Annotated in this window: 8 protein-coding genes; 5 read left to right on the forward strand and 3 right to left on the reverse strand. The window is 49.9% G+C overall.

Features of this window, described 5'->3' with window-relative positions; genetic code table 11:
* Positions 1-85: 85 nt before the first annotated feature.
* Complete coding sequence (locus Mal48_RS08550) at positions 86-1,408, forward strand: Gfo/Idh/MocA family oxidoreductase (RefSeq protein WP_145205905.1); 1,323 nt, start codon at positions 86-88, stop codon at positions 1,406-1,408.
* A 270-nt stretch (positions 1,409-1,678) separates the two neighbouring features.
* Positions 1,679-2,290: an FMN-binding negative transcriptional regulator gene (locus tag Mal48_RS08555; protein ID WP_197442171.1), complete on the forward strand. Its 612-nt coding sequence runs from the start codon at positions 1,679-1,681 to the stop codon at positions 2,288-2,290.
* Positions 2,291-2,318: 28 nt separating this feature from the next.
* Here the strand turns inward: Mal48_RS08555 and Mal48_RS08560 are convergent, their stop codons facing one another.
* The gene (locus Mal48_RS08560) at positions 2,319-4,034 is read right to left on the reverse strand and encodes a CocE/NonD family hydrolase (protein ID WP_197442172.1); all 1,716 of its coding nucleotides are present in this window, start codon (positions 4,032-4,034) and stop codon (positions 2,319-2,321) included.
* Between the two features lie 307 nt (positions 4,035-4,341).
* On the opposite strand from Mal48_RS08560, the gene Mal48_RS08565 reads away from it, so the two are divergent.
* Positions 4,342-6,540 (forward strand): sulfatase family protein, encoded by a 2,199-nt coding sequence (locus Mal48_RS08565; protein WP_145197995.1) that lies wholly within the window; start codon positions 4,342-4,344, stop codon positions 6,538-6,540.
* Between the two features lie 99 nt (positions 6,541-6,639).
* Here the strand turns inward: Mal48_RS08565 and Mal48_RS08570 are convergent, their stop codons facing one another.
* Together Mal48_RS08570 and Mal48_RS08575 are read right to left on the reverse strand one after the other, a co-directional pair.
* Positions 6,640-7,353: a creatininase family protein gene (locus Mal48_RS08570; protein ID WP_145197997.1), complete on the reverse strand. Its 714-nt coding sequence runs from the start codon at positions 7,351-7,353 to the stop codon at positions 6,640-6,642.
* 127 nt (positions 7,354-7,480) lie between these two features.
* A complete protein-coding gene (locus Mal48_RS08575) occupies positions 7,481-9,502 on the reverse strand; it encodes a prolyl oligopeptidase family serine peptidase (RefSeq protein ID WP_145197999.1) in 2,022 nt (673 codons plus the stop codon).
* 537 nt (positions 9,503-10,039) lie between these two features.
* Here Mal48_RS08575 and Mal48_RS08580 point away from each other — a divergent pair.
* The gene (locus Mal48_RS08580; RefSeq protein WP_197442173.1) at positions 10,040-10,894 is read left to right on the forward strand and encodes an alpha/beta hydrolase; all 855 of its coding nucleotides are present in this window, start codon (positions 10,040-10,042) and stop codon (positions 10,892-10,894) included.
* Between the two features lie 52 nt (positions 10,895-10,946).
* Positions 10,947-12,842 carry a c-type cytochrome domain-containing protein gene (locus Mal48_RS08585; protein ID WP_145198003.1) on the forward strand — a complete coding sequence of 632 codons (1,896 nt, stop codon included), beginning with the start codon at positions 10,947-10,949 and terminating at the stop codon, positions 12,840-12,842.
* Positions 12,843-13,058 lie beyond the last annotated feature (216 nt).

A 13,058-nucleotide genomic window follows, 5' to 3' on the forward strand; every position in this document is an offset into this window, starting at 1 on the left:
GTTCGAGAAGCACTTCGATCGGGATCTCTGCAAGTTTAGTTGATCCACGGACTCTCATCGAAATCTCTTCAAAATCATCATGAAAATCAATCGCCGAAATTTTCTTTCAACGTCCGCTGCAACGACAGCAGCTCTTTCATTCGGTGCACCGTATGTGCATGCAGAGTCTAAAGCAAAAAAGTACCGAACCGCGTTGATCGGCTCGGGGTGGTGGGGAACGAACATCCTCATCGAGGCAATCAAGGCAGAGAAGTCGAAAGTCGTGGCATTGTGTGATGTCGACATGTCGCAAGCAGAAGTCTGTGCCGACGAAATTTCGGCACTCACCGATGACGAGCCAAAGCTTTACAGCGACTATCGAGAAATGCTTGAGAAGGAAGATGTTGAAATCGTCATCATCGCGACTCCGGATCACTGGCATGCATTGAATACAATTGATTCCCTCAAAGCAGGAGCACATGTCTTTCTGGAAAAACCGACCGGGCATACTGTTAAGGAAAGCCGGGCGATTGTGAAGGCGACCGAGCAGGCAGACGGCATTGTACAGGTTGGACTTCATCGTCGAATCGGTCCGCATCATGTGTCAGGAATGGAGTTTTTGAAGTCGGGCCAGGTGGGGGATATTGGACTCGTCCGAATGTTTGTGCATGGTGGGGGCGGCAAAGAATCGTCCACTCCGAATAGCCAGCCGCCGAAAGATCTGGACTGGGAGATGTACTGCGGCCCTGCCCCACTCAGACCGTTCAATCGAAAGATTCATCCCGGCGGATTTCGTCATTTCCTCGATTATGCCAACGGAACTCTCGGAGACTGGGGAGTTCATTGGTTGGATCAAGTGCTCTGGTGGACTGATGAGAAAGCACCGAAGCGAATTTATTCAACTGGGGGACGACCGGTCCGTGGAGAAGCTGTGAATAACGAAAGTGGTCAAACGTCCGACGCGCCTGACCACCAGTCTGCCGTTTACGAATTTGAGACATTCACAGCGACTTGGGAGCATCATCGCTTTGGTGGCAAAGGAGCCGAACCGCATCCGTATGGTTGCTACTTCTATGGAACGAATGGAGTTTTTCATATGGGCTGGCGTGATGGTTGGACGTTTTACCCCAGTAAGGGGGGGCAAAAGCCAGTCCATCAAGCCCCGAAGTTCGACAATGAAAAAGATGGCCACAATGTCCCTCCACTTTGGCAAGACTTTTTGGATTGTATCGAAACCGGACGAACCCCCGTTGCCAGTGCGGAGATTGGCCATTTGGCAACGAACCTTTCCCTGCTCGGGATGCTCTCTTTCAAGCTGGGGCGAAGCATCGACTGGGATGGTGAGAAAGAAATCATCCCCGGTGATGACGAAGCCAACGCCCTGCTCCGCCGTGAGTATCGTGGCGAATGGAAATACCCCGAAGTTTAGAGGACATCCGACAACCTGTGGACCATTCTCTTTCTAGTGCAGTTTGCTCTACCGTGTGCCCGTGAAGGTCAGATTCATGAGTTCATGGACTGTTCTCCACGAGGCAGATCCTGTAAACCAATTCGAAAGATTCCCTAATCCTGGATTTGCTCCAGCGAAATGTGTTAAGTCACGAGTGACCCTTCCGCCTCTTTCCTGCATTGTTTTGTTGAACCTCACTCAGCATCAGCGTTTAACTTACGGCAAAGTCGTCCGAACATGTATACCCCGATGAGTTTTGCTGAGACCGATGAGAAGCGAATTCGTGAATTTGTCCGTTCGCATCCTTTCGCTCAGCTCACGTCATTTGATGGTCAAGAACCGGTCGTATCGCATCTCCCGCTATTGCTGGACCAGAATGCAGGCGACAACGGGCAACTCCTGGGGCACTTAGCTAAAGCAAATTCGCAATGGAAACATGCGGATGGAACAACCGTGCTGGCGGTCTTTTCCGGCCCTCACGCGTACGTCTCTTCATCCTGGTATGAAACTTTGAAATCCGTACCCACATGGAACTATACCGCAGTTCATGTTTACGGTCGGTTGCATGTCGTTGATGATGCACAACGCTTGGAAGAGATCGTCGAAGAACTGGTAGGCCTCATGGAAGCGGACCAGAAAAAAGCATGGAGCATGAAGGATGCGGGGGACGACTTTATCAGTCAGCTTCTTCGTATGGTGATCGGGTTTACGATAGACATCGAGCGAATTGAAGCCAAGTTCAAGCTGAGCCAAAACCATTCGAAGGAACGCCGGCAACTGGTGATCAATGCACTTGAAGAAAGAACCGATGACGATTCCCAACAAATCGCAGCTCTGATGAGATCTCAGTTGGACGATTAGCATTAGCGATGTATCGCGGTCATACGTTTCACTTGTGATGAAGCACTGGGGCGATGATCTTTGATGGATATTTTTTGCTGTGGTGGATGGAGTTTGTAGCCTTCTGTGCATCTTCCGGGAATTCGATTGTCAGTGGTTTTCCCGTCTGAGGATTCGGCTCGTACAATGGGGCGCCGGTGCTGGCAATGGTGACACGAATGCGATGTCCCTTGTTAAAGATCTGGCTCATCCATCCAACCGGGAAAGCGACTTTGTAGACGTTGCCTGCTTCCATCAAAACTTCGTGATCAAAGCCATCTCGATAGCGGGCACGCCAAGGGTAGTCGACGATCAAGATTGAGCGTCCATCAGGATAGACATCGCTGATTCTTACGATGAAATCTGTATCGGGTGCAGTGGAGGAGACAAAGAGTTCTGCGTGGACGCGTCCCGTCCATTCAATTGGATGTTCGAGGACATCGCTGGTAAATGTCAGCACTTCTGACTGCTCTTCGAATGCGCGTGCATCACGAGCTCCGGGAAATGATCGACCGGGAATTTGCATTGGGTTGAGTGGATCGCTGATGTAACTTGTGAAACTTTTATTCTTCTCTGGAAGTTTTTCTGAGAGTGATTTGTCTTGCTGAAGATAAATTGGTGTCGAAGTTGACTGTGGCGGAAAGTTGTCGGCATTTCTCCAGACATTACCTGGCGCATCCGGCTCACCGGTTGCTCCCATCACGTAGTACCGAACGGTCGGAGCCTCTTCGACTTTGTTGTCTTTGCCTTTCAAGTAGTGGTCGAACCACTCGACCATGTGGTCAAGTGATGGCCAAGCTGCGTTCTCGGGATACGTTAATTCACCAACGCGGTTTCCTTTGTTCGTCCGACCGTGCAGCCATGGTCCGATCAGTAACTGCTGCTGTCCTTTTGAGTTTGGTCCTCCCTTGGCCTGTCGCCCCTGGAAACTGGCGATCGATCCCTGATTCATAAAGTCGTACCAGCTTCCGATTGTGAAGCACGGGACATTCATTTTATCAAAATGAAGCGAAGCATCTTCAGCTTTCCAGTAGTCATCAAAATGGGGATGTTGAAACCATTCGGCGAGCAAGTCTCGGTTGTCCTGAGGATTCCGGGCAACTCCATCCATCCCTTTGAAGCGTTCTGGTCGTGTGGTTCCACCGATTCGATATCCTTCCTGAAATAAGCTGAGCCCGGTGTCAACCATGTACTGGCAGACCAGATGTGGCGGCTGAGTGACTGCGAGATAATTCTGTGCGTAACCTCCCTGTGAACTTCCGAATGTTCCAACCTTTCCCGTCGACCATTTCTGTTCAGCCAACCATTCACAAACGTCGTATCCGTCTTGGAGTTCTCCCCATTGAATCGTTCGATAGCCGACCCATTTCCCTTCGGAAAGATGTGTTCCTCGAAAATTGACCAAGGCCACCACGTATCCCGCTTTGGCAAGCTCGGCAGCAAAAAGTCGAGTCGAGTTTCCGCGTAAGCTGGCGTAACGTTGTTCGAAAAGAACAGGCCAAGGGCCATCGCCTTCAGGGAGATAAAGATAGACAGAAAGGCGTTTTCCGTCTCGCATGGGGACCATGACGTGCTGTTCATTCACGCCGCCAAGGTTGAGAGCGTTGGCTGTGGGCGGCTGAGTTTGGGCGATGATCGTATGCTCTGGAGTTAAGAATATGGCGACCAGTAACAAAAAGCCCGGCAATCTGTGATGGCTTCGAGAAGAGGGCGATGACGTGGCCATGAATGATGTTCCCGCTGACTTGTTGGAATTGATCTGCAGATTGTCTTTGAATGTTATAGGTTCTTCGCATCACTCCGAAAACCTCTGGAATGAGAGTTTTCATAAGTCTTTGAGAGGCCATTGTCAGATGGCTGGGGCGATTCCGGATTTTCCTCACTGCCAGCAACTCCCCCGCTGAAACGTTACCTCACTATTCTCAGGGAACGATCACAGCTACGATTTGCTTGGCGCGAAGTTGTCTTGTCAGGAGAAGACATTTCCCCTGTTTTGATGTGTCGACAATATCGAAAATATCAAAGGAAAGATTATGTCTTTCAGAGAATCGCTGACTTCTACTGTGCTTTGCTTTGTCAGTTTCTATCAAGCACCGCTTCAAGCAAATGATCACCCGAATGTCATCCTGATGCTGGCAGACGACATGGGGGTGGGAGACACGAGTGCCTATCAGGATTTGACAGGCAACAGCGATCAGGATCAGGTTCATACTCCAAACATGGAGCGACTGGCACGAATGGGAGTCCGGTTTGTGGATGCGCATACTCCCTCGAGTCGCTGCTCGCCGACGCGATATGCATTGATGACCGGGCGGTATCCGTGGCGGAATCGGTTGAAGCACTGGGTTCTCTTTGGTGCCCAAGGTGATCCGATGATTGAACGGGACCGTCCGACGATTGCGACACTGTTTAAACATGCTGGCTACCAGACAGCCATGGTCGGAAAATGGCACATCGGATTGCGATACCGACGGTCCGATGGTTCCCCGGCTGCAGGTTTTGAAGATGCCGATCTACGTCAACCGTTGTTTGATTCCCCACTCGATCATGGTTTTGATCACTGCTGGATCACATCGCGTTCACATGGGACTTCAGGTCCGCAACCGAACCAGAAGAAGAATGGACCAAATCAGAAAGTCGGGCCGGGGCATATTGATGGACGCACTGTCATCGGAGCGACGAACAATGGTCGGCAAATCGCGAAGGAATTCCCGCAGGCGTACATTTTGAAAGATCTCGGCGAGCGTCATTCCGACAATGCAATGAATTTTCTGACTCAGCATCTCGAGCATGATGAGACGAAAAAGTCTCCTTTCTTTTTGTATTATGCAAGTAATTCGAATCACACACCGCATACTCCGTCCGACCAGATAGACGATGTTCCAGTCGCGGAGGCATCACGAAGTGTGGCAGGCGAACCGATGGACCGTCGAAGCGATTTCATCTACGAAAACGATGTTGCGCTCGGGAGGCTGCTCGATTATCTCGAAACGCATGATGATCCACGCAAGCCTGGGATGAAATTGCTCCAGACCACGATGGTTATTTTTACCAGCGACAACGGAGCTGAAAAAAACGACAACACCGCGACGGGGCCGCTGCGAAGCAATAAAGGCTCTTGTTACGAAGGGGGGCATCGAGTTCCGTTTCTGGTGTCGTATCCACAAGCAGGGATCGGCGATGGAAATCACACAACTTCGGGGCAAACGAATTTTTCCTTAATGGGTTTGCAGGATTTGTTTGCAACGTTTGCTGACTTGATCGATCAGCCGCTTCCTAACCTTCGCGATGGAGAAAAAGGGGCGGAAGATAGCTTCAGCGTGTTGGATGCGATGGCAGGCGAGCCAATTCCTTACCGCCCCATGTTTTTCAATGATCACAAACAGGCAGAGGACCATGCTGCTTGTGCGATGCGATTTGATGAGCTCGGACTGAGAGGCGAAGCCCCTTCTCTTTGGAAAATCTTTTTCGAGGCAGAACTACTGCGAAGCGGGACAGCACAGTCGACTGAATTGTATAATCTCTTTACCGATTTACAGGAGACCACAGATCTCTCCGGATTTGAGCCATTCAATTTGCAAAGAGGGCGCCTCGCGATGATTGCTGAATTGCATCGCAACGTGGGAGGCCATCGTCTTGTTGAGTTTGCCTCGGATGAGCGTATTCGATTCGAATTCGGTTTTCCGAAGAAAGAATTCGACGGGCCTCACGGACAGTTAGTCGTTGATCAAATTGGTGACCACTTTGACGGTCAATCGATCAGCGGAGTGAACATTCAGTCGAAATCGTTTCGCGGTCGATCATTGAAGATGACAATCAGTGCAGCTGTAAACGGAAAGACTGATGATGACAAGGCTGTTGCTGATGAATGTCAGTTCCGTCCGAATGCGAGAGGACTCGGTCTCTCAGGTGGCGAATTCGATCAGGTGGAAAGTGGTGAAAGTTTGCAGATTCGCTTTGATCAGGATGTGATCGTTGAGTCAGCTGCGATTGTCGCTGGGAATGGAGTTTGTGGAGGATATTACACGGTTGGTGATGATTCCCCGCTGGCGATTTATTGCACTGACGGGGATATTGACGCTCAAGATCAGTCCGGAATATTAAGCGATATCGGGGTCCTGAAAGCGGGGGAAGTCTTCACGCTCGACAGCCGTCCGCACTATGGAGTGGAATCGCCGGGGCGCTGGCGACTCCACTCACTCACGATTCGGCTCTTTAAAAGCGTCGAGTAACCAACAGCGATTTCGCGACACATCGGTCCGATAGTAGAACTCCAACGACGCGAGTCAGCATTTAGTTTGCACTTTCCCAGAAGTGCAGCAGCCTATTGCTTATGGGAAAAACGGAGGTGTCGCGACGACTGACTTTCCATTCATCATTTCTTCGAGATGAGCAGAAACACGGTCGACGACCCGATTGATGAGTTCTTGCCCTGCTTCAGGTTTTGCTAATGCGGGGGCGGGGTCCGGTTGGTTGGAGAGTTCATGCTCTCGGACGTTTTCAGGAAAAACCGCCATGGCGAACGCGGTTTCAAATTCCTGTGCATGTCCCGGGATTGATTTGGTTTCGAGAAGTTCTGCGTCCTCTCGGTTGAGGACATTCCAGTATGGCAGGAACTGTAAGTTCACTTGAAAACGCCGCAACAACTGATCCCAGACAGCCTCACATGGAATGATGTTTCCTCCATGACCGTTCAGGACCAAAACATTTTTGAAGCCAGCACGAACGACGGAGTCAATCAAATCGGTGAGGACAGCCAGAAACGTTGCCGGACTGAGGGTGAGTGTACCCGGATGGCTCATATGGTGTTCACTGATACCCGCCATGACACCTTCAGCGACGAGTACGTTGGGGCTGAGTCGCTGTGCAACTTGACTGGCGATGTGAGTGGCACTTCGCCAATCATGTTCCATCTCTAAATGTTCAAGGTGTTGTTCAATGGCTGCAATCGGGATGATGCAGGCCTTGAGTTCGCCACTCGCAAACCGCGTGCGGAACTCTTTCCGAGTATGCTTGTGTAGCAGGACAGGTTTTGATTCAGTCATGTTTGGCTAAAAGTTAAGAGTTGGGATTCAGGTGTTGATGTAGAGAGTTTTTTCGACGTTGTTGGACAATTATGGTGGGAAAGAGGCTCAGGAAAATTGAGTTGAGTCGCAATTTACGAATGACATTTCAATTGTTTGTCTTCAGCTCCCAGTTTTCGTTGAAGAATCCAGCGTTGATGATTTTTCCGGGCCAGCGAAAGTTTGGCGGAGTGGTGATGTCGATGATTGACCAGTCAGGGAGTTTCGGAGTCTGCCGGGCGTTGTTGAGATAGTCGTATTCCCGGTAGGTGAAACTGCTGTTGAGGACGACGTACTTTTTCGGGTTCAGCGGGTTCGGGTAAATGAGAATTGGAACGTGTTGTTCGTTGCTGTATTTTTTGTCGCCGACGTTGATGGTGTTATCGCCCCAATGAATCGGGAGGTCTTTCGCAACTTTCCAGATCAGCGAATTTGTTTTTGGAGTCCCCCACAAAATCAGGTTGTAGTTGGCGATATCTTCTTCGGTGACCTCGGAATCTTTCTTGATTCGGACATCGCCCCGCATGTGACGCCGCCATTCTTTGACGGCTCGCGACATCTCGGCATCAACCCATTCATTTAAGTTTGGGAGTTCGTCATTACCGGTCGGTGAGACAAAAAGAAATGCTGACATCATCGCATCATCGACGGGGCCTTGCAGGTTGTGAGCTTTCTTCAACGGAACCTGAGACTCGCTGGGACCTGCGAACCATTGATCACCCCGGCGATGAAAATGTTCGTTCAGCGAGAGGTCCGATTTGGTTTTGACTGTGGAGACTTCTTGGCCATCGATGTCGACTTTGACGACTTCCAGAAGTGCAAATGGAGAGTGTCCCGCCGGGAAGTTAATCGAAAACTCGGTGATTCCGTCGGTGGCGACTTCGAGTCTGTTCTTGGATGTGATGTTCGCCCGGATCGTGCTTCGCTCCCAATGCTCTTTCAAACTATGAATAGTGATCCAGTTGGATCGATTGTATTTCAGCGTGAAGGTTGTGAGGTGAACAGAGTTTGGAAATCGCTCGCGCCCCCGTTCTGCCAGCGAGTCGAACTTCGCTCGAATGATTTGATTTGATTCGGGATGGATTTTGTGAGCCGTATTCGGGCCAATGACGTGCATCAGGTCAATCCCGTGGCGTTTCAGTACCTCTTCCATCACATCCGCAGCTTGTTTCTGCGAGTCCATATCTCCGCTGTACGCAACAGTCGGAAGTTGCAGTAAGTTGTCTGCCCATTTGTCGCAGTCGTACATTCGCCACAGCTTTTCTTCATACCATGGTGGATTCAGCGTCTCGCCTTGAAATGACTTGAGAAAGAGTGGAGTTTCAGAGAATCCGGCTCCCGGGTTGGCAGCGAACCAGCGATCTGGATAGTGCACAGCGAATTGCCAACAGGCGGCGCCTCCCATCGAAAAACCTCGCACCGAGATTCTATCTTGATCAATCTGGTAGTTCTTCTCGACGTGATCCAGTGCTTCAAGCGTGTCGACTTCGCCTGCAAATTTGAACGCGTTCGAATACCGTCCGTATGGATGAAGCACGATGCCGCTGGTCGGTGGGTACGGCCCTTTGCCACGACTCCGCTGCGAAAGAAAATGAATCTCCATCGTCCGCTCGCCACGACCGTGAAACCAAATATCACAACGAACCGGTCTCGGATTATCGAAGTCGTAGTCGTCTGCAATTTCGAGCCCGTACGGCTGCACAGTTCCATCTAAATCGGAGATGAAACCTCGCACAACAAGCCCATGTTGCCGAGTCCAGGGAGCTTTGCCAAGTTTGAGTGCTTCGGCACGCTCGGTGCCTGTTTTTAGCAGCGTCACACAAGTTTTAATGTCCCGTTCATGGAACATCTCACGATGCAGCAACGCCTGAGTGACCGCACGATGGAAGACTTCCACATCGGGGATGAGATGTTGAATCTCTTTGTGTTTCGGAGTTTTTAACTCGTTGATCTTCGCTGCCAGATGATCAAGCTTTTCCTGAAGTTCCGTCTTGGTTTCTTCTGGGATCTCAATTCCAACTTGCGGAATCGGGCGAACATTTTTAACGGAATTATCTTGGGGACCATCGGCCAGAGCGGACTGCGATGAGATTACGCAAAGTAAAATCAAGAGGTGTGCGAACTTCGACATATTCGGTCTCGACCTTCAATCTTGTGATGAGTCAAATTGAGTTGATGTCATTGTAAGATGGCTCGTCGGTCCGAATTGGTCAAGCGGTCGAGCGAACGGAATCGCTTGAAGGTCGCAATGAATTCTTCGCAGAGAATTGCAAAACCTCGCCTGTTCTGGACAAACCTTTCCGTTCCGAGTAGCGTGTAAAGACGATGTTATTGACCGATTCAAAAAGTGGTGCAGTTCAACTCAAGTCGCTATTCATTCCATCTTTGCGGTGAAGTTGTCTCATCCATTCCCTGAGTGATCGGTCTGAGCGTGATATTCTCGACTGACAGCCATAACTGACAGCCATGTTGGGAATCTAGAATCACAACCGAGTTCGAAGACTTTCCTGTTTCATGTGTTCGCGAAGAGTGCTTTTATTCACTGACGGCCTTCTTACGATGACACAGGAAACGACACCAATTGCGTACATTTCTTACAAACATGCTTCAGGTAAAAGCTATGATTCGATTCGTCTTGATCGTTCTGTTTTGTGGAAGTTTTCATTTAATGAATGAGACAGATCTTTTCGGGGATGACGTCATCAAACTTTGGGCGAACGATCCTCCCGGAGAGCAACTGGACGTCGGCCCCGAAGTCGACATTACCAAGCCGACTGACCGGCTCATTGCGGGACGCCGAATCATCAAATTGAAGAATGTCGCTCATCCGGAAGTGCATGTTTTTCTTCCACCCAAGGAATCTCGCAATGGATCGGCCGTCATCATTTGTCCCGGAGGAGGATTCAATATTCTTGCCTGGGATTTGGAAGGGACGGAAGTCGCTGAGTGGCTGAATAAGATTGGTGTGAGTGCCATCGTTTTGAAATATCGTGTGCCGACAAGTCAGCAGAAGATGAAGTGGAAGGCTCCTGTTCAAGATACTCAACGTGCTCTCAGCCTGACGCGACACCATGCGAAAGAATGGGGAATCGATCCCGAGCGGATCGCGGTGCTTGGGTTTTCTGCTGGTGGTCATACCGCTGCCCGGGCAGCGTATACCTCGCAACGACAGTATGAAGCCAATGATGAGATTGACAAGCAATCGTGTCTCCCCAATGCGGCTATTCTGATTTACCCCGCCTGGTTGGTGAACGACGATGATAGCCTCATTGATGATTTGAAAGTGACGAAAAAATCGTCGCCAACATTTCTGGTGCATGCTTTTGATGATGGCGTTTCAGCAATGAGTAGCCTCTCCTTGATGACCGAACTCAAACGCAAAAGTGTTCCCTCAGAGCTACACCTGTTTGAATCGGGTGGTCATGGATATGGGTTGCGGTCCGTGAAGGATCAACCCGTAACACGCTGGGCAAAGCTGTGTGAGGATTGGTTGGATCGATTGGGCTGGCTGAAGAAATCGTAAAACTAACCTGCGATTCGCGTTCCCTCCCACAGAGTTCCAATGGTTCTTGACTATGTCCTTGACACCGTTCCGATTGATTGTGACCGCCCTCTTGCCAGTGATGCTGTTTGAAGCAGGGACGAGCCCCGACGCATTCTCACAAGATGTCGTGCTTCATGAGAAAACAGAAGCAGCGCGTCGCAGTGCGATTCAGCAGCACATGCAAAGGAAAACTTACGCTGCTGAAATCGCGACGAGTCGTTTGGAAATTCAACAACTCAAACTCTCGCTCGTTCCAATTGAAGCGATGCAGAAGGAATTGCAAACGCAACTGGTTGAACTCAATAAGAAGCTCATCGAGGAGCAAAAGCAGGCAGAAGCTGCGAACAAAGAACTTGATGCCAAAGTGAAACTTCAGGCGGATGTGAAGGAAAAAGTCGAGGCTGCCAAGCTCGCTAGCGAAGCCGCGAAGAAAGAATTTGAAAATCGGGAAGCGGCGGTTAAAAAAACGCAAGATTCAATTGCGGAAGCTAAAAAGAAAGTGGAGGAACTTGCAGCCGCATCAATGAAGCAACTGGCTGCGATTACGAGACTGGACGAAGAGATCAGGAAGGTCTCTGCAAAGTTGCAGGAGTCCGAGAAGCTCGAGGCCTTACAGTGGCAGCAAGTCCGAGAGTCGGCAATTCAGAATAAAAACTGGGTTTCTTTCAGCGACGAGATTGCACCAATTCTTCAAAAGCGATGCCTCGCCTGCCACAACGAATCCAAACCGCGTGGGCAACTCAAGTTTGATTCGTATGCCCAGATGTTACACGGCGGTGAATCCGGAGAACTCTTCGATTTTGAATCACCGGGGTTCTCGACGTTGGTCACCATGATTGAAGATGGATCAATGCCAAAAGAGGATGATCCTCTCAGCCCGGAGCAAATCTCAGTCATCACTCGCTGGGTCACATTAGGAGCCCAGTATGATTCTCAACTTGATCCCGGGACTCCTCTCATCGAAGTGATGGCCCGTCCAACTTATCCATTACCGCCCGAGACATACCCGTTTCCAGTTCCAGTTGAAGCTGTTGCAATTCATGCAGATGGAAAGAGGATTGTTTCATCGGGATACCATGAGATTCTGGTTTGGTCGGTGGAGAGCGGAGAACTTCTTCAGCGAATTCCAGGATTTCCGGAGCGTATCTATTCACTGAAATTTCAGGGGGACTCAAACATACTTGCTGTCGGAGCTGGAACTCCGGGTGAAGTGGGAGAAGTCATTATCGTCGATTTGGCAAGCTCGAAAAAAGTGAAACAACTTCACGTCTCTCCGTCAATTATCACTTGTCTGATTTTTTCAGCGGATCAAAACCAACTTGCGGTTGGGGGAGCGGATGGGCAAGTTCACATTTTCGAGACTCAAGCATGGGCCAAAACGCAAACGTTTCATGCCCATTCTGACTGGGTCACTGATGTCTGTTTTTCTCCTGATGGAAGTAAATTGGTCTCTGCAAGCCGCGATAAAACCGCGAAGGTTTTTGAGCTTTCCACCGGGGAAAATCTCATCGCATTCAACGGTCATGGGAATGTTGTTAACGCCGTTCGTTTTTTGTCATCTGGAAACGAAGTTGTCTCAGGAGGCGATGACCGACGTATTCGCGTCTGGTCAATTACGGATGCTAAAGAAGTTCGAAACGTCACTGGCTTTGCAGGCTCAATCTCAGCCATTGAATTGTTAAGCGACGGAAAACTGGCGACGACATCAACGGACAAAAAACTTCGTCTCCATACGGCGGCCGATAACAAGGTTGAGAAAACCAGAGTTGGGCCAGTCGCCGAACTTCTTAGTTTGGGAGTCTCGGAAACATTTGCAGTGACAGGGGCTCTTAACGGTGAATTACATCTCTGGCTGGTTTCTGAAGAGAAGCCGGTTCGATCCTGGTTTGCCAAGCCAGAAACCGTTCCAAATTCAAATAGTCAATAGCCGGCAAAGTAATTCACTCTGGGACGTGTTCGTGCTTCCGATGCTGCTGATGAAACGCCCGTCTATTCGGAAAGTGCGTTTACGATTCCTGAACGGCGATCTTTATCCCGGTGGCTCACTACGATTGAAGAGTCTTTCTTCGTAGTTCTCTCACATTTTATTCATTGCAGTGCATTCAATTTCTGGTAACCCTTGCAATGGAATTTGCAGGTTTTA

Origin of the sequence: Thalassoglobus polymorphus (assembly GCF_007744255.1) — a bacterium.
Lineage (GTDB): Bacteria > Planctomycetota > Planctomycetia > Planctomycetales > Planctomycetaceae > Thalassoglobus > Thalassoglobus polymorphus.